This window comes from Proteus hauseri (assembly GCF_004116975.1).
Lineage (GTDB): Bacteria > Pseudomonadota > Gammaproteobacteria > Enterobacterales > Enterobacteriaceae > Proteus > Proteus hauseri.
Map to the genome: position 1 here is coordinate 3,805,524 of NZ_CP026364.1, position 24,279 is coordinate 3,829,802.

Here is a 24,279-nt window from a genome sequence, read left to right on the forward strand (position 1 = left end):
TTAACCCGTGTTGGAGTTCAGATGTCCCAGGAACGACTCTATATTGACAAAGAAATCAGTTGGTTAGCGTTTAATGAACGCGTATTACAAGAAGCGGCTGATAAACGAAACCCGTTAATTGAAAGAGTCAGGTTTCTGGGGATCTATTCAAATAATCTTGATGAGTTTTATAAAGTGCGTTTTGCCGATGTAAAACGCCGTATTCTTATCAACGAAGAACGAGGTTCACGCTCTGGATCTAGCCATGCCCGCCATCTCATAAAAAAAATACAATCAAAAGTAGCTAAGGCCGATCAAGAATTTGATGCTTTATATAATGATCTGCTACTTGAAATGGCTCGAAATCAAATATTTTTAATCAACGAACGTCAAATATCGCCTAATCAACAAATTTGGTTACGCCAATATTTCCGACAAAATTTAAGAAAACATATCACTCCTATTTTAATTAATCCTGAAACGAATTTAGTTGAGTTTCTTAAAGATGATTATACTTATTTAGCTATCGAAATTGTACAAGGTCAAAATATCAATTATGCCTTGTTAGAAATTCCTTCAGATAAAGTGCCTCGTTTTGTAATTTTGCCAACAGATCAAGGCCGTAGTAAAAAGAAATCGATGATTTTGTTGGATAATATTTTGCGTTATTGCCTTGATGAAGTATTTAAAGGCTTTTTTAATTATGATTCTTTAAATGCTTATTCCATGAAAATGACCCGTGATGCAGAATACGATTTAGCAACGGAAATGGAATCAAGTTTACTTGAAATGATGTCATCAACACTAAAACAGCGTCTTACTGCGGAACCTGTGCGCTTTGTTTATCAGCGTGATATGCCGGACGAAATGGTTGCATTACTGCGTAGCAAATTAGGTTTATCAAATAATGACTCCGTTATTGCTGGTGGTCGTTATCATAACTTTAAAGATTTTATTAATTTTCCAAATGAGGGAAGTAAATTTTTATTAAATAAACAAATTCCACGCTTACGCCATGTCTGGTTTGATAATTTCCGCAATGGTTTTGATGCCATTCGCGAGCGCGATGTCTTGCTCTATTATCCTTATCATACCTTTGAACATGTGTTGGAGTTACTCCGCCAAGCCTCTTTTGACCCGAGTGTTATCTCTATAAAAATCAATATTTATCGTGTTGCTAAAGACTCTCGTATTATTGATTCAATGATCCACGCTGCACACAATGGAAAACGTGTGAGTGTGGTGGTTGAATTGCAAGCACGTTTTGATGAAGCTGCAAATATTCATTGGGCTAAACGACTCACAGAAGCAGGTGTACATGTTATTTTCTCTGCGCCAGGTTTAAAAATCCACGCAAAATTATTTATTATCTCGCGCTTAGAAGAAGGTGAAATAGTGCGTTATGCCCATATTGGCACAGGAAATTTTAACGAAAAAACAGCCCGTCTTTATACTGACTATTCGTTACTCACTACTAACCCAGAAATTACTAATGAAGTGCGGCGGGTATTTAATTTTATTGAAAATCCTTATCGCCCTGTCAGTTTTGAGCACCTAATGGTATCTCCTCAAAATTCACGCACTTTGCTTAACCAATTAATTACTAATGAAATTCATAGTGCTCAAGCGGGTCATCCGGCGGGGATTACTCTAAAAGTAAATAATTTAGTCGATGAAGAGCTAGTGAATCGCCTTTATGATGCCTCTGAAGCGGGGGTTAAAGTTCGTTTATTGGTGCGCGGAATGTGCTCTTTAGTTCCTAATCAACAAGGCTTTAGTGAGAATATTCAGGTTACTAGCATTGTTGACCGCTTTTTAGAGCATGATCGAGTCTATGTTTTTACCAACAAAGGGGATGAGAAAATTTATCTTTCATCGGCCGATTGGATGACTCGAAATCTAGATTATCGTATTGAGGTTGCTGTGGCGTTACTTGATCCTCAGCTAAAACAACGCGTTCTAGATATTCTCGATATTCAATTTAATGACACCGTAAAAGCGCGTTATATTGATAAAGACTTAACAAATAACTATGTTCCTCGTGGAAATAAACGTAAAATTCGAGCCCAATTAGCTGTCTATGAATATATTAAATCGTTAGAACAACCTGAATCACGAGCGTAATCATATGCCTTTATCACAAGAAGACTCTTCACCACGCCCGTTGGAAATTGCGGCTATTGACCTGGGTTCTAATAGCTTTCATATGATTATTGCCCGTGTCGTTAACGGTGCATTACAAGTATTAAGCCGTTTAAAACAACGTGTATATCTTGCAGATGGTCTTAATAATGACAATGAATTAAGCGAAGAAGCAATGTTACGTGGTCTTTCTGCACTTTCTCTTTTTGCTGAAAGGTTACAAGGATTTCCTGCTGAAAATGTCACTGTTGTGGGTACACATACACTACGTGTTGCCACTAACGCGAAAGAATTTCTTCAACGCGCAAAAGAAGTTATGCCCTATCCTATTGAAATTATTTCGGGTCATGAAGAAGCTCGACTTATTTTTATGGGCGTTGAACACACTCAATCAGAAAAAGGGCGCAAACTCGTTATTGATATCGGCGGAGGTTCTACCGAATTGGTGATTGGTGAAAATTTTGAACCTATTCTAATCGAAAGCCAACGTATGGGCTGTGTCAGTTTTAGCCGTCAATTTTTTCCTGAACAAAAAATTAGTGAGTCTGCATTTCGCAAAGCACGCGAAAAAGCAGCACGAAAAATGAAAAAGATTGCATGGCAATATAAAATGACGGGTTGGGATGTCGCTTTAGGTGCCTCTGGCACTATTAAAGCAGCTCATGAAATTCTGGTTGAATTTGGTGAAAAAGATGGTGTTATCACCCCAGAGCGCTTACTTATGCTCACTAAGCAAGTATTGCGTTTTAAAAAATTCAAAGATATCACCCTACCCGGTTTATCTGATGAACGTAAACATGTATTTGTGCCAGGTTTAGCTATTTTATGTGGAATTTTTGATTCATTAGGCTTAAAAGCACTGCATTTATCTGATGGTGCATTACGCGAAGGTGTACTTTATGAAATGGAAGGCCGATTTCGTCACCAAGATATTCGCCAGCGTACCGCAAAAAGTCTTGCAGAACACTACAATATAGATAGAGAACAAGCTAAACGTGTATTGACAACCATGCAGTTGCTTTATGCACAGTGGGCACAACAAAATCCAAAATTAGCAAAACCTGACTTAGAAGCAATTTTAGTTTGGGCGGTTATGTTACATGAGGTTGGCTTAAGTATTAATTTAAGTGGGTTACATCGTCATTCTGCTTATATTTTGTCTAATACTGATTTACCCGGCTTTAACCAAGAACAGCAGCTACTTTTAACAACGCTGGTTCGTTATCACCGTAAGGGGATTAAACTAGATGAGCTACCAAGGTTTAATCTCTATAAAAAGAAACAATATTTCCCTTTAGTGCAAATATTAAGACTAGCAACATTACTTAATAATCAGCGACAATCGACGACAAAACCAGCATCTCTGCGTTTAGTCACTGATGAAAACCATTGGACTCTTTATTTTCCTGCAAATTATCTTTCCGATAACACATTGATGGAACTCGATTTAGAAAAAGAACAAGAGCATTGGCAGTCAGTTCCCGGCTGGAAACTAGATATAAAAGAGGAATCTGCTTAACAATATGATATTATACAGAAAAAGACGCTAGCCTGAGCGTCTTTTATTGCATTTATCTTACAACGACTATCACATAACAACATAGGTTTGATTTGTGACGATAATATGAACATCACCAATACAATATTGTTCAAGATTCATATTTTTTATACGGAGAAAACCGATAATCATCCTCAAATGGAATAATTAATATTTAAATGGTTATCTCCCTCGTAAGAATTAAAAAGGAATAACATGTCTCAACCAGCTATCAACAATGATACTGCGGCTGCCATCAATCCGTATTCACAAAAAGTGGCTCACCTGCGTCAGCAAATTTTGACCATCTTTCTCGAAGATGATCACTTTGTTGAAACCGTTCTTGGGGAAGCAAGTGAAAATGATAGACTGAGCCACCAAGAACTTCATGAGAAAATCACTACAGTAAGAGAATTACTACAAGATCTACACGCGGCAGATATTGCAGATATTCTTGAAGCTTTACCCTATGATGAACGTCTAGCGTTATGGCACTTAGTTGATAACAATGAGCGTGGTGCTGTTTTAGTCGAAGCTTCTGTCGCCGTTTGGGACAGTTTAATTAAAGATATGACAGACCGAGAGCTATTACGCTCGGTTGCAACATTACATGTCGACGAACAAGCTTATATCGCAGAGCATTTACCCCGCGATACCATGCGTCGTCTTCTAACCTATTTAGAACCAAGTCTGCGTAATAGAATTAGAGAAGTCCTTCAATATCCAAAAGACAGCGTCGGCCAGATGATGGATTTTGAATTCGTGACTGTGCGCGGCAATGTTTCTTTAAAAACAGTTCAACGCTATTTACGTCAACGTGGCTCAATCCCTGAAGCAACGGATAAAATCTTTGTTATCGACGGCGCTAATCATCTTCTTGGTGAATTGCCTTTAACTACAATATTAACGCAATCTCCTGAAAAACTAGTTTCAGAGGTAATGAAAACTGACACCGTGAGTTTTATGCCTGAAGAAAAAGGAGAAGACGCGGCAGGTGCGTTCGAACGTTATGACTTAATTTCAGCCGCGGTTGTTGATAGCAACGGCCTTTTAATGGGGCGACTAACCGTTGAAGATATCGTTGATAACATGCATGAAGAAAGTGATACCAATCTTCGTCGTATGGGGGGGTTAAGCCCTGAAGAAGACGTTTTTGCCCCAGTAGGACAAGCAGTAAAAACCCGTTGGACTTGGCTTGCAATCAACCTATGTACTGCTTTTGTTGCCTCTCGTGTTATCGGTGTTTTTGAAGATACTATTTCTCAGCTTGTTGCCTTAGCAACCTTAATGCCGATAGTAGCAGGTATTGGTGGTAATACAGGTAACCAGACTATCACGATGATTGTTCGTGCATTAGCTTTACACCAAATTCAAACTGGTAGTTTCTCATTCCTTATTTTAAGAGAGCTCGGCGTTGCGTTAATCAACGGTATTGTTTGGGGGGGTATCATGGGTGTTGTCACCTTCTTACTCTATGGTGATGCCGCCATGGGCGCTGTAATGACAATGGCGATGATACTTAACCTATTAATGGCCGCTATAATGGGAGTACTTATTCCATTGACCATGATTAAAATGGGTAAAGATCCCGCGATAGGCTCAAGCGTTATGATCACGGCAATTACTGATACTGGCGGCTTCTTTATCTTCTTAGGCTTAGCAACACTGTTCTTAGTCTAAAACTATCCTTATCAAAATTACGCCACTGCACTTGATACCCTAGTCAGTGGCGTTTTTATTTCTCTTATCATAAAGACTTTGCTCTTCGTCTTTCTTAAATACTCAATATTATGATTATTAAACCAAACGTGATCCTTATTCATGTTGCTAATGTTTTTGACAGTCTAGCTTAATATCAACAAACTTTTCCTACAGCAACGACTGAGTATTTAGCTGGTTTTGATTTTATTGCATCTGAATAATTTTACTATCGAAGTGGTACAAGCTGATCAGCAAATAGGTTTTGGTAAAAAAAGAGATTGTCTTATATTGGTAAGTTGAAGATTTCACTGATGATCTTAAACGTGTTCAGCCATTAAGTGTAAAACGTTATCAAGGCTCAATGGCGATAGATAATGGCTGCTATATGCGCCAAGCATAAGATAATTTTGCTAAATTAGAAGAGGTAGCAAAATCCAAGAATTGAAATTATATATTTAATAATGCAGTGCCATTACTTTCTTGTAACAGCACTGGCAAGTACATAATGCAAAGAACTAAGCTGTTGTAGAGAGGTAATAGTAAACTAGCAGTAATGCAACCACTAGCGATGTAATAAAGGTTTTTTTTACCGATGCTCTCAATAAATAGCTATCACCTTGCTCAATATTATTAAGCATACCTTTTAACACCAAACTCCCACCTAATGCGACGATAGAAAGTATTGCAAATAGAGCAATTGCGGTTAAGAGAACAGCACTCATTGAAATTGAGACCATAAACCCTCCGACATATTGATTGACTCATTGATGTAATTATAATCAATAATTAGTTTTTTGCGCTTTATTTCTAATTTTATTTCTCCTTAATGAATAATAGATTTGAAAATCACACAGTGCATAAAAAGACACGAATAGATTCAAAAAAATAAAATTAAAAGCAATTTAATACCAATATTATTTAAATTATTAACATTAAATTTCAATGAAATTAAATTTAACATATAGTTGAATATTCCAATAATAAGATAATTAACAGCTCATATTATCCATCCATACAATAAATGCTTTATCAATTCTCTAGTTATCATCTAATTTACAATAAATAATAAATATTAAAACTGATTATTTAACTATTAAATTAAAGAGTCAATTTGTCATTAATATATTCAATATATATTGAGTCTTATTTAAAAATTTTAATTTAAAGGCCTATGATATATTTAAAGAATATTTTATAAAAAACCAAATTAACCTTAAATTTAAGTGATAAAAACAACAATTTATTCATATAGCAGTTAAACAATCAGTAATGGATATAGTTCTCAGTTAAAATCACTATTTTATTTTTAGCTATTTACATCATTAAGAGCTTCCTGTTATAACTTTAGTCATCATCACAATATTATTCTTTCTCGTATAAATAGCCGATAAATAATTTTCCTCTATTATTTATATTTCGTTCTATTTTATTCGTTATTAATTAAAGAAAATTATCTGTGACTTTGTTATTAACCATTTTATCACGATGATTATTATAGGTTGTTATTATGACATCACAATCAACTCCGCCGTTGAGTCAACCTACGGCACGACCATTAAATCGCAGCGACTATAAGACGTTGGGTTTATCCTCACTAGGGGGAACTTTGGAGTTCTATGATTTCGTGATCTTCGTGTTCTTTACGAAAACACTGAGCCACTTGTTCTTTCCTGGTGAAAATGCATTTATCGCACAGATGCAAACCTTAGGTATTTTTGCCGCAGGTTACCTTGCTCGCCCATTGGGTGGCATTATTATGGCTCACTATGGCGATATTATCGGTCGTAAACGAATGTTTACCTTAAGTATTTTCTTAATGGCAGTGCCTACTTTAATTATTGGCTTATTACCGACCTATGAAACTATAGGCGTTATGGCGCCATTATTACTGTTATTAATGCGCATTATGCAAGGTGCTGCTATTGGTGGTGAAATGCCCGGTGCATGGGTCTTTATCGCCGAACACACGCCAAAACAGCGCTATGGCTTAGGTGTTGGTACATTAACATCAGGTATTACTGGCGGTATTTTATTAGGCTCGATAGTGGCAATTATTGTTCAACGTAATTATAGCGTTCAAGAAGTTAACGATTTTGCATGGCGTATCCCCTTTATTTTAGGGGGTATTTTCGGTTTGATTTCTGTTTATTTGCGTAGATTTTTGCAAGAAACACCTATCTTTAAAGAAATGGCCGCAAAAAAAGCTTTAGCACAAGAGATGCCAGTTGTCTCTGTTATTAAAAATCATAAACAAGCCTGTTTAATTACGGCGGCATTAACATGGTCATTATCTACCGCAATAGTTGTCACTATTTTGATGACACCAAGTGTCATTGTTGAAGGTATTTACAAAATTGATAGGACAACGTCTTTAGAGGCTAACTGTGTCGCAACATTAACCTTAACCTTAGGTTGTATCTTCTGGGGATGGATTGGCGATAAATTGGGTACACGTATTTCCATGACATTATCATGGGGTGGATTGATTGCTACTGCATTTTATTTCTATGGCAGTTTAGATACCACAATGTCAGGTATTCAATTAGCATTTAACTATGGTTTGATGGGCTTTTTTGTTGGCGCAATTGCAACTACACCCATTGTGAGTACAAGGGCATTTCCACCTTCTATTCGTTTTTCAGGGTTGTCTTTTGCTTACAATATGGCTTACGCCGTATTTGGTGGTTTAACGCCAATGTTAACGGGCGCTTGGTTAGAAAAAACCGCGATGGCAGGCGCTTATTATGTTGCGGGGGTTTCTGCATTAGCTATTGTTGTTGCATTCTTACCTTTAGCTTATAAAGGCTGGACGGCAGTTAAACCCTCAACTCATGAGAAAGATGTTGCATTACAAGCTGATAAAGCCATTAACTAAAATAACTCATTATGATAGTCCCCTTTCCAATACAGCATCTTTATAGGTGCTGTATTTTTTTGTTACGTTATAACCTTTATGTATTAATAAAAAATAAATATACCTAAATATTATTTTTTCTAAGTATTCAAATGCAGTTATTCTGATTTTTTTATTTTTAAAATCAAACAATTGATAAGTTTATTTGGGGTCTTTACTCTATTACAAATGGATGTTTTACTTCATCAGTAATAGAGAGGATCGATGGTAACTAAAAATAATAAATCACTTTATAAAAAGTTAAATGAACTCGAATTACAAGGTTATATTCCTTATAAAACCTATAAAAAACTTCAACAAAAACGCTGGCAATGGAAATCATCTCCATCAGGTATTCATTATTTCACACCAAATAATCCCTTAGAAATGGGTCGTTATAATGACCCTTCTGCTAGAACAGGAGTTTGTTACACAGCTAACTATGCTGTTATTGCGATAGCTGAATCTTTAGGTCGCATTTATCAAAATAATAAAGCCGTTATTATTGGATTAAGTGATCTGCAAAAAGCACAGATATATACACTCACAATAACTCGAAAAGTGAAAATTATCGATATGCTCAGATTATCAGGAATATTACACATTACAGTAGATAAAATGATGGGCAAAAATTATGGTACAACACAAGCAATAGTTGATTGGGCAGCAAATACCCCAGCACTTAATTATGATGGTATTTCTTATCCTTCACGCCATTATGCTGGTATATGTACAGCATTCTGGGCTCGAAAAGAAATAATACCTCCACTTATAGATGTTTCCGTCTGTTCCATTGATTTATATATCGATAATAAAAAAGAGAATTTTCCTCAAAACTGGGTTGAAAAAGATATTTCAGGTATTGAGATTATTACAGAAACCCTCAAGTTTAATCTCAATGGAGATGATTAAAAGCTCAACAACGTGAGCTTTTATTAATGTGACTCTTGTTGGGCAAAAAGCTTCGCTTGCCGACAGATTTCCTGCATTTGATCACTCATACGACCATATTTTTTTAAAATATCTATCACATTGAGATCATTCTCATCTTTAAAGAAATACAGGCTTGTTAAAAATGAAACTTTAGTCGTAGAACTAAAATCACTTAATAATAGGAGTATTTCCTCGAGTCCATCGACTAAACGATTACCATCAAACTGGAATATAGGCAATCGATATTCTCCTCCAACTTTTACTGCCAATAACTTATTTGCTTTTAATCGGTTATTAATGGTTTGTCTTTTAACACCTAAAATTTCAGCCGCTTGACTTGCTCGACATGTTCCACCTAACGCTTTTAGTTGCTCTGCAAATTTAATTGCACCTTCATTTAAACGTGTGATTTTGCGTTTTTCTCTTGCCGAAATTGCACAGGTGCGCTCTAGCTGGGTCTCAAACATTAATTTAGTCAGTTCGTTATCTGTCATTTTTAATGCATTTGTTAAACATTTATCCTTAACCAATTGATTGACTATCTCTTCTGTTAAGTTTGCTATTCGCTTAAGCATGGTTACACGTTCTATTGATAACTGCTTATGTGTTTCCTTGTGTATTATATGATTCATTTTCACCTCACTTATTTTTTCATGATTATATGTTAGGTAAAGTGTCAAATACAAGAGTGATAAATGAACAGTGAGTGAATAAAAAATACAAAAAAGGATGCCTATTGGCACCCTTTATTTCTATGCTTTATAAATAAGATTTAAATACTATTGAATCATTTTACTCAGCATAGGTGCAGTGATCAGCATCAGTATCGAGATAATGCCTGTTACGATACCAATTTGTAAAAATACACTGCTATAAATTTCTAACGAAGCATGTGCACTTTGCACATCTTCAGGTACAGCCATTAGGCTGGCAACTTTACCGGCAATAATCGCTGCCGCCGCTGAGGTTAAAAACCAAGCCCCCATAATAAAGCCCATTAAGCGTTGTGGTACTAACTGAGCCACCATCGCTAATCCAAGCCCCGAGATCATCAGTTCACCAATACTTTGGAAACCATAACTCGCAACTAACCACCATGAAGAAACGATACCCGCTTCATTTGCCATACTCGCACCTAATGGTAAAACGAGGAAAGCAGTTGCACTGAGAAACATCCCCACAGTGAACTTATAAGGCATAGGTAATTTATCACCCATAAAATTATAAATAGCTGCTAATAATGGGCTTGCAAGCATAATCCAGAATGGGTTTAGTGATTGGAATTGCTCTGGCTCAACACTGATACCCAATAGCGAATGTTCAACGTTATGAATAGCAAAGAAGTTTAAAGAAGTTGGCATTTGGTCATAAAGTACAAAGAACACAACAGCTTCAACCATTAATAAAAAAGCAACAATCATCTTACGACGCGCTGCTCCTTTCATCATAAAGGTTTCACGAGCAAAAATCAGAATGATACCTAAAGAGATAATCGCTAAAGACCAGCTCGCAACTTCATTGTTATGTAATAACCAGGTAGATAAAGCAACTAATACAACAATACCCACCAGCGTTAACAGCAATTTTGAATAATTAAGCGGTTCAAAGTCAGGTCTTGAGCCTTTATCTTTAATCCAACCACGACAAACAACGAAGTTTGCCAGTGTAATTAACATACCCACTACACTGAGTGCGAATGCCACATCCCAACCGTAATTAGCAGCTAACCACGGGGTTGCTAACATTGAGAAGAAAGAACCGACGTTAATAGACATATAGTACATAGTAAATGCACCGTCTAATTGCGGATCGTTTTTCTCATAACAGGTTGCTAATAATGATGATGGATTGGCTTTAAATAAACCATTACCCACAGCAATTGTTGCTAATCCCCAATAGATAACATCTTTATCATGATCAGAGAACGCGACCATGGCATAACCTATTGCCAGCACTATTGCACCAAGGATAATAACCCTTTTAGTACCGAGGATTTTATCCCCTAACCATCCACCGATAGCAACAAAACCATAAACCAGTGCGGTAAATGCAGCAAAAACAGTGATAGCTTCCGCTTCACCCATTCCCAGCATTTTAACCAGATATACGGCCATGATCCCTTGCAGACCGTAATAGCCGAAACGTTCCCATAATTCGATAGAGAAAATGAGGTAAAACGCACGAGGCTGTTTAAATGCATTCAGACTCGGTTTTTGTCCATCATCAGGTGTGTTTGCAGTTGACACTAAAAACCTCTAGTTATTCTATTACGCCTTTATATTTAGGCTCGTTTTTACAAAAAACTTTTCATTTTAAGACAGAGTTAAAGCGCGGTGTATTTCATACTGGATTGTTATTCTTTGAAAAGAGTTCAACGCAGAGAAAAACAAGGTCGGCATTCTATCATTGGAAAGCATAATTATCTAAGTTTTATAACTAACTATTGCGTTTTATCACATATAAGTGCAATTGTACAAAATAGTTATGCGATTAAAAAAAGAGCAAACAAAATAACCCACTGATTATAAATAAATTATTTCACACTATATTATTCACTGATAAACCACTTAATTAACCTGATCATTGTTCATTTTTCAGTAATTGCTTATTCATTGAATAGAAACAAAAAAAATTTTATCATCGCTATTTTTACTCATTTGGTGAAAATAACATCAACAAAACACATTCCTTGACTTAATTTCCATATTTCCTCCATTTTTAACCATGCAGAAACAGGTAGAATGTCACCATTCCGAAATTTAATTTCACTATTCCTGATTAGCTCGTTGCCAGTGGGATCACAAAAACAATGAATAAAAACAAAAACGCTAAAAAAAGACTTTCTCTTATTATCGCAATAATCGTTATTGCTGCTGGCGCTGGCGCCTATTGGCAATTCAATAGCACCAAAACAGTCACAACAGAAACCAAAGGCGAGCAAGCACAAACATCAGGACAAACAAATCGCGGAACATCGGGTTCTCGTCGCCCACCACTTCCACCGGTACAAGTGGCTAATTCAATTGAAGAAGATGTCCCACAATTTTTATCTGCACTGGGCACCGTGCGTGCCACCAATAGCGTGACGGTTACAAGCCGTGTTGAAGGCCAATTAATGGCGTTGCACTTTACTGAAGGCCAACATGTCAAACAAGGTGATTTACTTGCCGAAATTGACTCGCGACCTTTTGAAGTGCAATTAGCCCAAGCCAAAGGTCAATTAGCAAAAGATCAAGCAACCTTAGCTAATGCGCGTCTTGATTTAACTCGTTATCAAAAACTAGCGAAAACTAATTTAGTTTCACAACAAGAGTTAGATAACCAAATTGCGTTAGTTAAACAATCTGAAGCCAGCCTTCGTATCGATGAAGCCACGATAAGCAATGCTCAACTACAATTAACCTATAGCAAAATTACAGCACCTATTTCAGGTCGAGTGGGGTTAAAACAGGTTGATGTTGGCAACTATATTTCTGGGGGATCATCAACACCTATCGTTGTTATCAACCAAATGGATCCCGTCGATGTACTATTTACATTGCCAGAACAAGAACTAAACCGTGTCATTCAAGCGCGCAAAACTAATGCGGATTTACCTGTTACCGCATTTGATCGCAATAATCAGTTTGAGTTGGCCCAAGGAAAACTCTTTAGTATTGATAACCAAATAGATGCCACCACTGGCACAATTAAACTAAAAGCACGTTTTCCTCAGCAAGAAAACACGCTGTTTCCAAATCAATTTGTTAATATCCGCTTGTATGTCAAAACATTAGAAAAAGCCGTTGTTATTCCTAACGCTGCATTGCAAATGGGCAATGAAGGACACTTTGTTTGGGCGGTTGATGATGAAAATAAAGTCAGCAAATTACGTGTTGAAGTAGCACTGCAAAATGCAGATAAAGTAGTGATTGCTTCTGGTTTATCGGCAAATCAGCGTGTAGTAACTGATGGTGTTGACCGATTAACGCAGGGTGCAAAAGTCGATATCGTCACTCCGACTGTACCAAAAAGTAAAGAAACTAACCGTGTTATAGCGGAGAAAGCGTAATGACCGAAAAAACACACGGTACAGGTGGCGGCCCTTCTCGCTTATTTATTTTACGTCCTGTGGCCACAACGTTATTTATGATTGCGATTTTATTAGCCGGTATTGTGGGCTATCGCATGCTGCCGGTTTCAGCATTACCAGAAGTTGATTATCCTACTATTCAAGTGGTTACACTTTATCCAGGCGCCAGCCCTGATGTAATGACATCCGCAGTCACTGCACCACTAGAGCGTCAATTTGGCCAAATGTCAGGATTAAAACAGATGTCGTCACAAAGTTCAGGTGGCGCTTCTGTTATTACATTAATGTTCCAACTTACTTTGCCACTCGATGTTGCAGAACAAGAAGTGCAAGCAGCCATTAATGCAGCAACTAATTTGCTACCTTCAGATTTACCTTACCCTCCCATTTATAGCAAAGTAAACCCCGCAGATCCCCCGATCCTAACCTTGGCCGTAACCAGCTCTGCACTTCCGATGACACAATTGCAAGATATGGTTGAAACTCGTATTTCGCAAAAAATTTCACAAGTAAATGGTGTAGGTTTAGTTTCTTTAGCGGGAGGTCAGCGCCCGGCAGTAAGAGTTAAACTTAATGCGCAAGCGGCAGCATCTTATGGGTTAGATAGTGAAACAGTTCGTGTTGCAATTAATAATGCCAACGTCAACTCTGCAAAAGGTAGCCTTGATGGCCCAACCCGCTCTGTAACATTATCGGCTAACGACCAAATGAAGACGGTAGATGATTATCGTCAATTGATTATCACCTATAAAAATGGCGCACCTATTCGTTTATCTGATATCGCAACCATTGAACAAGCAGCTGAAAATAATCAATTAGGCGCATGGGCGAATAATGAGCAAGCAATTATTATTAATGTACAGCGTCAGCCTGGTGTTAATGTTATTGATACTACTGATAATATTCGCAATTTATTACCCGACTTAGTGTCTAACCTACCTAAATCTGTTAGCGTTGAAATTTTAACCGATAGAACCACCACCATTCGCGCATCGGTTAGCGATGTACAGTTCGAATTAGGTTTAGCGATAGCCTTAGTTGTTATGGTTATTTACTTATTCTTACGCAATGGTGTCGCTACACTAATCCCGAGTATTGCGGTTCCACTTTCATTAGTGGGTACTTTTGCCGTGATGTATTTTTGTGGATTTTCTGTGAATAACCTGACCTTAATGGCGCTTACCATTGCCACTGGCTTTGTGGTGGATGACGCTATTGTCGTGATTGAAAATATCTCTCGCTATCTCGAACAAGGTGATAAACCGCTTACCGCAGCACTAAAAGGGGCGGGTGAAATCGGTTTTACCATTATTTCATTAACTTTTTCGTTAATTGCCGTGCTGATCCCACTTCTTTTTATGGGCGATATTGTTGGTCGTTTATTTAGAGAGTTCGCCATCACCCTTGCGGTGGCCATACTCATTTCGGCGGTTGTCTCTTTAACTTTAACGCCAATGATGTGCGCTCGTTTACTAAAACCTGAAAGTGAAATTAAACACAATCGCTTTGAAATGGCTTGTGAACGCTTCTTTGAAAAAATGATTGCCGTTTATGCTGTTTGGCTAAAACGAGTGTTAAATCACCAATGGATAACCCTCGGTGTTGCATTGAGCACACTGGTTTTAACGGTATTGCTTTATATGTTTATACCGAAAGGCTTTTTCCCATTACAAGACAATGGTTTATTACAAGGTACCATAGAAACATCGCAATCAATCTCTTATCAAGCGATGGTCGATAAACAACAACAAGTGGTAGATAAACTTATTGATGATCCTGCTATCGATAATATTGCCAGTTTTGTCGGCATTGATGGCAATAACGCCACGCTTAATACAGGCCGATTACAAATTACGCTAAAGCCGCTAAATCAACGTGATGATCGTATTGATGTGATTATTCCCCGTTTACAAAAGAGAGTTGCTGATATTTCAGGTATGACACTTTATCTTCAGCCAACACAAGATTTAACCATAGATACACAAGTGTCTCGTACTCAATATCAATTTACGTTGCAAGCGACCTCACTGGAAGAATTAGCACAATGGGTGCCAAAACTTTCTCAGGCATTAAAACAACGTACTGAATTAACGGATATTAGCAGCGATTGGCAAGATGGCGGCATGATGGCCTATATCAAGGTAGATAGAGATTCAGCTAGCCGCTTGGGTATTTCAATGAGTGCCATTGATAATGCACTTTACAACGCCTTTGGCCAGCGTCTTATTTCCACCATTTATACTCAAGCAAATCAGTATCGTGTGGTATTAGAACAAGATATTCGTAATAGTGATGGTTTACAGGCATTATCTGCCATTCATTTATCGGGTAAAGATGGCGCAATGGTACCGCTCTTATCTATTGCATCAGTAGAACAGCGCCTAGCACCGCTTTCTATTAATCACCAAGAGCAATTCCCAGCAGCTACATTCTCTTTTAATGTTGCCGAAAAATCCTCTCTTGAAGAAGCGGTCAATGCCGTTAAACAAGTAGAAGAACAAATTGCAATGCCAAAAGATATCACCACACAATTCCAAGGTGCGACGCTGGCATTTGAAAGCGCGCTTTCTAGCACATTATGGTTAATTATTGCTGCTATTGTAGCAATGTATATCGTTTTAGGTGTGCTGTATGAAAGCTTTATTCATCCAATTACGATCCTTTCTACCTTACCAACGGCTGGTGTCGGTGCATTATTGGCCTTAATGGCTGCCGGCAATGAGCTCGATATTATCGCGATCATCGGTATTATTTTGCTCATTGGTATTGTGAAAAAGAACGCCATCATGATGATAGACTTCGCATTAGCAGCTGAACGAGAACAAGGCCTAGCACCTTACGAAGCTATCTATCAGGCATGCTTACTGCGTTTTCGCCCAATATTAATGACCACAATGGCTGCATTGCTAGGTGCATTGCCATTAATGCTAAGTACTGGTGTTGGTGCTGAATTACGTCAACCATTAGGGGTATGTATGGTTGGTGGTTTGATTATGAGTCAGATCTTAACCCTATTTACAACACCGGTTATTTATTTGCTATTTGATAAGCTATCTATTTATTTCAATCGAAATAAACGCACTAAAAATGATAACGAGGCGATATCATGAAGTTCTTCGCCCTCTTTATTCAGCGCCCTGTAGCAACAACGCTATTGAGCTTAGCAATCTCTCTTTGTGGTGTATTAGGCTTTATGCTGCTACCTGTGGCACCGTTGCCACAGGTAGATTACCCCGTGATTAATATCTACGCCTCATTACCGGGAGCATCTCCAGAAACGATGGCTTCTTCTGTTGCGACCCCTCTCGAACGCTCATTAGGGCGCATTGCGGGCATTGATGAAATGACATCAAGCAGCTCATTAGGCAGCACCAGTATTACTTTAGTATTTGATTTAAATAAAGATATCAATACCGCTGCTCGTGATGTGCAAGCCGCATTAAACGCATCACAAAGCCTATTGCCGTCGGGTATGCCAAGTCGTCCGCGTTATTATAAATCAAATCCATCAGATGCACCGATTATGATTTTAACGCTGACATCCGATACGCAAAATACTGGTGAGCTGTATGATTTAGCATCAACTCGGCTGGCACAGAAAATTTCACAAATTGAAGGTGTAAGTGAAGTTTCTGTCGGTGGCGGATCATTACCTGCAGTACGTGTTGCGCTTAATCCTGATGCGCTTTTTAATCAAAATGTTAGCCTTGATGATGTTAGAAAAGCGATTAGTCAAGCTAATGTCCGACGCCCTCAAGGTTTTGTCAATGATGATAAAAGTCGCTGGCAAATCCAAACTAATGATGAGCTCAGCAAAGCCGCTGACTATCGCCCTATAATTGTTCATTACAATCAAGAGGCGACAGTACGTTTAAGCGATATTGCCGAGGTAACAGATTCCGTTCAAAACTCACGCGCCGCGGGTATGAGTGGAGGAGAACCGGCTATTTTACTGGTTATTCGTCGTGAGGCGGGTGCCAATATTATTGAGACGGTAAACCGCATTCGTGCTGAATTACCTGAATTACGCGAGCTTATTCCTGCCAGTGTCGATTTAAAAGTCGCACAAGACAGAACACCAACCATTCGCGCTTCATTAGCTGAAGTTGAACGCGCACTTTCTATCGCGGTTGCATTAGTGATTTTAGTGGTGTTTCTATTTTTGCGCTCTGGCAGAGCCACACTTATCCCCGCAGTTGCAGTACCCGTTTCATTAATTGGTACTTTCTCAGCTATGTATTTGTGTGGCTTTAGTTTAAATAACCTTTCATTGATGGCACTTACTGTTGCGACAGGCTTTGTCGTCGATGATGCCATTGTGGTGCTAGAAAATATTTCTCGCCATATTGAAAATGGTTTAAAACCTAAACAAGCAGCATTAAAAGGGGTTGGTGAAGTTGGTTTTACCGTGCTTTCAATGAGTATCTCGTTAGTTGCCGTATTTATTCCATTATTACTAATGGAAGGATTAGTTGGTCGATTATTCAAAGAGTTTGCTATCACCTTAACTACCGCTATCGCTATATCATTGTTTGTCTCTTTAACCTTAACACCCATGATGTGTGCTCATTTACTTAAGGGCGTAAAACCTAAAGCACAGGCGCATTTACGTGGGTTTGGTAAGCTACTTTTTCGTTTGCAGCAGGGTTACAGTGTCACACTACAGGCTGCATTGCGCCATCGGCGCTGGGTTATGGCAATTTTTCTCGCAACCCTAGGCTTAAATGTCTATTTATATATTAGCGTTCCTAAAGCCTTTTTTCCTGATCAAGATACAGGCCGTTTAATGGGATTTGTGCGTGCTGATCAAAGTATTTCATTTCAATCAATGAAAGACAAAATGGCGCGCTTTATGCAAGAAATTAATGCAGATAAAGATGTCGATAGCGTCACTGGCTTTACAGGCGGAGGGCGCATTAACAGTGGTTTTATGTTTATCTCGCTTAATCCATTATCAGAACGCACAGATAGCGCCAATCAGGTCATTAACCGTTTACGCACTAAATTAGCCGATGAACCAGGTGCAAACCTATTTTTAATGCCAGTGCAAGATGTGCGTGCAGGTGGGCGACAAGCGAATTCCAGTTATCAATTTACTTTATTAGCTGATGATTTAAGCGAATTACGTAAATGGGAACCTATTGTACGTAAAGCGCTCGGTGAATTACCTGAACTAATTGATGTTAACTCAGACAAAGAAGACAAAGGCGCTGAAATGGCACTGATTTATGATCGCGATACCATGTCGCAATTAGGTATTAGCGTCAGCGATGCGAACAATCTACTTAATAATGCGTTTGGTCAGCGACAAATTTCGACTATCTATGCCCCTTTAAACCAATATAAAGTGGTAATGGAAGTCTCAGAACAATACACCCAAGATGTTTCTGCGTTAGATAAAATGTATGTGATTAATAATAAAGGTGATCGCATTCCATTATCTGCATTTGCCAGTTGGTCTCCGGCTAATGCGCCATTAAGCGTTAACCACCAAGGATTATCTGCCGCATCGACCATTGCATTTAATATTCCTGAAGGTTACACCTTATCTGATGCAATTAGCTCAATAGAACGTACGATGACCGAACTCAGCGTACCTAATACCGTACGTGGTACCTTTGCAGGTACGGCTCAAATCTTCCAAGAAACGATAAAATCACAATTAATACTTATTTTAGCAGCGATAGTGACGGTTTATTTGGTTCTTGGCGTGCTGTATGAAAGCTATATTCACCCTCTGACTATTTTATCAACGTTACCTTCTGCGGGCGTTGGTGCGCTATTAGCATTGCGACTCTTCGATACTCCTTTTAGCTTAATTGCACTTATTGGCATTATGCTCTTAATAGGTATTGTGAAGAAAAATGCCATCATCATGGTGGATTTTGCTATTACGGCACAACGCGAGGGTAAATTGTCAGCAAAAGAGGCCATAATTCAAGCAAGTTTACTGCGCTTTCGCCCTATTATTATGACTACCTTAGCAGCACTTTTTGGCGCTTTACCATTAATGCTCGGCAGTGGTGATGGCGCAGAGTTAAGACAACCTTTAGGTATTACCATTGTTGGTGGTTTATTGATGAGCCAACTGCTAACGCTATATACCACGCCGGTTATTTATCTATTTTTTGATGGACTTCGTGAACGCTGGCAACAACGACGTATCAGCAAGAAAGAGGCTAATGCATGAAATTAAGAAGCAAGTTGTTTCTGGTTATTTTTGCAACCTGTATGGTCGTTGTGTTAGCCATGCACATTGGTATTCGTGGTAGTTTTCAACAAGGCTTTATCGGGTATATCAAAAAAAACAGTGAACAACGTGCAACGCTTCTCGCTGAAGCATTAACTGAACAATATACCTTAACGGGTGATTGGCGCTTTCTTAACCGAGATGATCGTTCTCTTTATCAAATATTACGTACCATAGATCAAATTAACCAAAGTAGTGAAGGCCCTGCTCCACGGGGTTGGCGTACACAATTTTGGATCGTAGACAAAAATATGCAGCGTTTATTTGGACACGATAATCAGTTTCCAGCAGAAACGTTTAAAAAGCCTATTACTTATCATGATGAAATTGTGGGTTGGGTGGTTGTTAGTGCCGCAGATAAAATCAGTAACGAGGCTGATATTAGTTTTGATAAACAACAATTACGTACAAGCTGGATTATTGCAGGCGCAACGGTTTTATTTGCACTCTTAATCACATTAATCTTGTCTCGTAGCATGATACGCCCAGTAAAAAGACTCGTTGATGCAACGCATAAATTGGCGGCTGGGGATTTTGCAGTTCGAGTCACTCCAACTAATAAAGATGAAATAAGTCAACTTGCTATCGATTTTAATCAACTCGCCAGCACCTTAGAAAAAAATGAACAAATTCGTCGTGATTATATGGCTGATATCTCACATGAATTACGTACACCACTTTCTATCTTAAAAGGTGAGCTTGAAGCACTACAAGATGGTGTAAGAAAACCCACGACCGAAACGATTAATTCATTATTATTTGAAGTAACGAACCTCACTAAATTAGTTAATGATTTACACCAGCTCTCGTTATCTGATCGCGGTTCACTGGCTTATCGCAAAGATTTTATTGATATTAATGACGTGATTTTGCTTGCAACAGCATCTTATCGCCATGCTTATCAGAGTAAAGATATTGCCCTGTTACCTCAATTAGACGATATTTCACCTATCATTGTACAAGCAGATCCTGATAGGCTTATTCAGCTATTTCATAATTTATTAGAGAATAGTTTGCGTTATACCTATTCTGGTGGGCAATTACAGATAACGACGCGCAAAGAACATGATCGTGTATTTATTGCTTGGGAAGACAGCGCACCAGGACTAGATGAAGCGCAATATCAGGCTGTTTTTCAACGTTTTTATCGGGCTGAAAGCTCACGTAATCGTGCAAGCGGCGGCTCTGGTTTAGGCCTTGCAATTTGCGAAAATATTGTTGAGGCTCATAATGGAAAAATTAGCGCGATGCCTTCTTCTTTAGGTGGCATAAAAATTCTCGTAGAATTACCCGCACATTCTAATGATAATTGAGTAAATGGATGACAATCACCGAAAAAACCTATTGTGTATTAATAGTAGAAGATGAACCCAAACTGGCTCAGTTGCTGATTGATTATCTGCAAGCATCTGGCTATCAAACACATTGGTTGGCAGATGGCGCTGAAGTCAGCGAATGTGTAAAACAGCAACACTATGACTTAGTCTTACTTGATTTAATGCTGCCGATAAAAGATGGTATTACGGTATGTAAAGAGCTACGCCAATTTTCTGATATCCCCATTATTATGGTGACGGCAAAAACAGAAGAAGTTGACCGACTATTAGGATTAGAAATTGGTGCTGATGACTATATTTGTAAACCCTATAGCCCTAGAGAAGTTGTTGCCCGAGTTAAAACCTTATTGCGACGCTATTATCGCCCTCAAGATATTATTCAAACCGATAAGTTAGTGGTTATTGATGAACAGGCTTATCAAATTCAATACAACAATAAAATTTTAGATCTCACTACAGCAGAATTTCGCTTACTCAAAGCCTTGGCAACACAACCGGGTAAAATACTCTCTCGTGATCAGCTAATGGATCATCTTTATGATGATTATCGAATAGTCACGGACCGAACCATTGATAGCCATATTAAAAACTTACGCCGGAAACTTGAGCAGCTAAATGCTCAAATTGAGTTTATTCGGTCAATTTATGGTCAAGGTTATCGCTGGGAGATGCAAGCTTATCGCTTTAGATAATCTTTTTTACGGAATACATTGAACCTCGCCATAGTTAAGCGCTAGAATCCTCCCCTTTATGATATACCCCTACCTTTAGTGTAGAGGACTGACTTGAAATCAGAACCAGGAAATTAAACATGTTTACACCCGAATTGCTCTCTCCCGCTGGCTCATTAAAAAATATGCGCTATGCATTTGCTTATGGCGCTGACGCCGTTTACGCAGGTCAGCCCCGTTATAGCTTACGTGTCCGTAATAACGAATTTAACCACGAGAACCTTGCTAAAGGGATCCAAGAAGCGCACGAATTAGGTAAACGCTTCTATGTTGTGGTGAATATCGCACCTCATAACGCTAAATTAAAAACCTTTATTCGCGATTTAAAACCCGTTATCGATATGGGCCCTGATGCACTAATTATGTCAGATCCTGGTTTGATCATGATGGTACGTGAAGCTTTCCCTGAAATGGATATTCACCTTTCAGTACAAGCTAATGCCGTTAACTGGGCAACCGTTAAATTTTGGCATCAAATGGGGTTAACTCGCGTCATTCTTTCTCGTGAACTTTCTATTGATGAAATTGCAGAAATCCGCAAACAAGTACCAGAGATGGAACTTGAGGTTTTTGTCCACGGTGCATTATGTATGGCATATTCGGGTCGTTGCCTATTATCTGGTTATATCAACAAGCGTGACCCAAATCAGGGAACTTGCACCAATGCTTGTCGCTGGGAATACAAAGTAGAAGAAGGTAAAGAAGACGATGTTGGTAATATCGTTGAAAAATACCAACCTATTCCCGTCAAAAATGTTGAACCTACATTAGGTGTTGGCGCGCCAACCGATAAAGTTTACTTAATCGAAGAAGCAAAACGTCCTGGTGAATATATGACAGCGTTCGAAGATGAACACGGTACATATATCATGAATTCAAAAGACTTACGTGCTATCGAACACGTTGAACAACTCACCCAAATGGGTGTGCATTCACTAAAAATCGAAGGCCGTACCAAATCTTTCTATTATTGTGCTCGTACTGCACAAATGTACCGCCGCGCTATTGATGATGCTGTTGCAGGAAAACCTTTCGACCCAACGCTACTAACCACATTAGAAGGCTTAGCACACCGCGGTTATACCGAAGGTTTCTTACGTCGCCATACCCATGATTCATACCAAACTTATGAATATGGTTATTCTGTTTCAGACACTCAACAGTTTGTCGGTGAATTCACCGGTAAGCGTGTTAATGGCTTAGCTGAAGTCGATGTTAAAAATAAATTTATTTTAGGTGATAGCTTAGAATTAATGACACCGACAGGGAATATCCAATTTACCTTGGCAGAGCTATTTAACAAAAAACTTCAGTCAACAGATGTGGCACCCGGTAATGGTCACATGGTTTATTTGTCTGTTCCTGATGATGTTGATTTAAACTTTGCACTGCTGATCCGCAATCTAGAGGGAACGACAACGCGTCAACCTCACAAGATTGATGCCGTAGAAGTGAAGTAAAACGTCATAATCTGATTTAAAGTGGTCAATTTCAAATACAGATCACATCAATAATGATTTGTTTACCGTATCATCTGTTTCGAAAAATAAAGAACTAGAATGAATACAGTAAGACTAGGAACCACCTCCTTGGCAAATCCAATCTCCCTTGGATTTGCCTTTTCTTTTTCTATCCACACTAGCCCTTCCTATTTTGTTTTCTCATTTCACTTAAATATTAACTCCCTTATTTAATTCTCCGTTTATTCATTTTTTGTAAAAAAATGGTAATTATCTCGATATCTATTACTTTTAAAAGAGTAGTTTAATTTAAGGAGTGATACTAATGAACCAAATCAGCTTGCTGATTATTAATGGAAAAAACTCAGGTAATGCCGCACTGCGCGACGCTGTTTATCAACTCCGTAACGAAGGTTTTAATATTCAAGTTCGAGTCACATGGGAATCAAGTGATATTAGACGTTTTGTTCAAGAAGCCCTTGATATTCGAGCACAAACCGTTATTGCTGCGGGTGGTGATGGCACGATCAATAGCGTAGTCTCTGAACTTATTCACTTATCGCCTTCATCTCTGCCTGTTTTAGGCATCATTCCATTGGGTACAGCAAATGATTTTGCCTCCAGTGCACTTATTCCACAAGATATGGAGAATGCACTAAATTTAGCGATTAAAGGGCGAGCTGTACCTATTGATGTGATTAATGTAAATAAGACACATTATTTTATTAATATGGCCTCAGGTGGATTTGGTACCAAAATCACCACAGAAACGCCGGAAAAACTAAAATCTTCATTAGGTGGAGTTGCCTATTTTCTTCATGGTCTATTACGTATCGATACCCTTAAAGCAGATCCTTGCACTATTGAGGCAGAAAATTTTCATTGGAAAGGTGAAGCATTGGTTTTAGGTATTGGGAATGGTCGACAAGCAGGTGGAGGACAACAGCTCTGCCCTGATGCATTAATTAACGACAACAAACTTAATATCACCATTGTTGAAGCTAATGAACTTCTTCCTTCTTTATTAACAAGTCTATTTGATCGCAAAAAGAACGACAAAATTATCGAGCTTGAAAGCCGTTGGGTAAACATTAGTGCTACACATGAAATGGTGTTTAATTTAGATGGAGAACCCCTTTTAGGCGATAAATTTGCATTTATTGTGTTACCTGAAGCGATCCACTGCCGCTTACCGCCTCAATGTGGCTTGTTATCTTAATGTATATAAATGACAATCACTTTCA

At 38.4% G+C, this 24,279-nt stretch carries 15 protein-coding genes; 12 read left to right on the forward strand and 3 right to left on the reverse strand.

Annotation, left to right across the window (positions count from 1 at the left end):
- The first annotated feature begins 21 nt into the window (after positions 1-21).
- The 3 genes from ppk1 (at position 22) to mgtE (ending at position 5,338) form a co-directional block, all read left to right on the forward strand.
- Positions 22-2,103: a polyphosphate kinase 1 gene (gene ppk1 / locus PH4a_RS17520; protein ID WP_129041605.1), complete on the forward strand. Its 2,082-nt coding sequence runs from the start codon at positions 22-24 to the stop codon at positions 2,101-2,103.
- A 4-nt stretch (positions 2,104-2,107) separates the two neighbouring features.
- Positions 2,108-3,640 carry an exopolyphosphatase gene (ppx, locus tag PH4a_RS17525; protein ID WP_129041608.1) on the forward strand — a complete coding sequence of 511 codons (1,533 nt, stop codon included), beginning with the start codon at positions 2,108-2,110 and terminating at the stop codon, positions 3,638-3,640.
- Positions 3,641-3,874: 234 nt separating this feature from the next.
- Positions 3,875-5,338 (forward strand): magnesium transporter, encoded by a 1,464-nt coding sequence (mgtE, locus tag PH4a_RS17530; RefSeq protein ID WP_129041610.1) that lies wholly within the window; start codon positions 3,875-3,877, stop codon positions 5,336-5,338.
- A 536-nt stretch (positions 5,339-5,874) separates the two neighbouring features.
- Here mgtE and PH4a_RS17535 read toward each other — a convergent pair.
- Positions 5,875-6,096, reverse strand: coding sequence for a hypothetical protein (locus tag PH4a_RS17535; RefSeq protein WP_129041612.1), 222 nt, complete (start codon positions 6,094-6,096; stop codon positions 5,875-5,877).
- A 770-nt stretch (positions 6,097-6,866) separates the two neighbouring features.
- On the opposite strand from PH4a_RS17535, the gene PH4a_RS17540 reads away from it, so the two are divergent.
- Entirely contained in the window at positions 6,867-8,234 is a 1,368-nt protein-coding gene (locus PH4a_RS17540) for an MFS transporter (RefSeq protein ID WP_129041614.1), read from the forward strand.
- 243 nt (positions 8,235-8,477) lie between these two features.
- A complete protein-coding gene (locus tag PH4a_RS17545; RefSeq protein ID WP_129041616.1) occupies positions 8,478-9,164 on the forward strand; it encodes an RES family NAD+ phosphorylase in 687 nt (228 codons plus the stop codon).
- A gap of 23 nt (positions 9,165-9,187) precedes the next feature.
- On the opposite strand, the gene PH4a_RS17550 is transcribed toward PH4a_RS17545, so the two are convergent.
- Positions 9,188-9,817 carry a helix-turn-helix domain-containing protein gene (locus PH4a_RS17550; protein ID WP_129041618.1) on the reverse strand — a complete coding sequence of 210 codons (630 nt, stop codon included), beginning with the start codon at positions 9,815-9,817 and terminating at the stop codon, positions 9,188-9,190.
- A 147-nt stretch (positions 9,818-9,964) separates the two neighbouring features.
- Positions 9,965-11,431: a dipeptide/tripeptide permease DtpA gene (gene dtpA, locus PH4a_RS17555; protein WP_129041620.1), complete on the reverse strand. Its 1,467-nt coding sequence runs from the start codon at positions 11,429-11,431 to the stop codon at positions 9,965-9,967.
- 563 nt (positions 11,432-11,994) lie between these two features.
- Here dtpA and PH4a_RS17560 point away from each other — a divergent pair.
- From PH4a_RS17560 to yegS, 7 genes are all read left to right on the forward strand, one after another.
- Positions 11,995-13,236 (forward strand): MdtA/MuxA family multidrug efflux RND transporter periplasmic adaptor subunit, encoded by a 1,242-nt coding sequence (locus PH4a_RS17560; protein WP_129041622.1) that lies wholly within the window; start codon positions 11,995-11,997, stop codon positions 13,234-13,236.
- Entirely contained in the window at positions 13,236-16,367 is a 3,132-nt protein-coding gene (locus PH4a_RS17565) for an MdtB/MuxB family multidrug efflux RND transporter permease subunit (RefSeq protein ID WP_129041624.1), read from the forward strand. The genes PH4a_RS17560 and PH4a_RS17565 overlap by 1 nt, the downstream gene beginning before the upstream one ends.
- Positions 16,364-19,447 carry a multidrug efflux RND transporter permease subunit MdtC gene (mdtC, locus tag PH4a_RS17570; RefSeq protein ID WP_129041626.1) on the forward strand — a complete coding sequence of 1,028 codons (3,084 nt, stop codon included), beginning with the start codon at positions 16,364-16,366 and terminating at the stop codon, positions 19,445-19,447. Before PH4a_RS17565 ends, mdtC begins: the two co-directional genes overlap by 4 nt.
- Positions 19,444-20,820 carry an envelope stress sensor histidine kinase BaeS gene (gene baeS, locus PH4a_RS17575; RefSeq protein WP_129041628.1) on the forward strand — a complete coding sequence of 459 codons (1,377 nt, stop codon included), beginning with the start codon at positions 19,444-19,446 and terminating at the stop codon, positions 20,818-20,820. Before mdtC ends, baeS begins: the two co-directional genes overlap by 4 nt.
- An 8-nt stretch (positions 20,821-20,828) precedes the next feature.
- Positions 20,829-21,536 carry an envelope stress response regulator BaeR gene (gene baeR / locus PH4a_RS17580; protein ID WP_064720259.1) on the forward strand — a complete coding sequence of 236 codons (708 nt, stop codon included), beginning with the start codon at positions 20,829-20,831 and terminating at the stop codon, positions 21,534-21,536.
- A 119-nt stretch (positions 21,537-21,655) separates the two neighbouring features.
- On the forward strand, positions 21,656-23,035 hold the full coding sequence (gene trhP, locus PH4a_RS17585) for a prephenate-dependent tRNA uridine(34) hydroxylase TrhP (RefSeq protein WP_129041630.1): 1,380 nt from the start codon (positions 21,656-21,658) through the stop codon (positions 23,033-23,035).
- 325 nt (positions 23,036-23,360) lie between these two features.
- A complete protein-coding gene (gene yegS, locus PH4a_RS17590; RefSeq protein WP_129041632.1) occupies positions 23,361-24,254 on the forward strand; it encodes a lipid kinase YegS in 894 nt (297 codons plus the stop codon).
- Positions 24,255-24,279 lie beyond the last annotated feature (25 nt).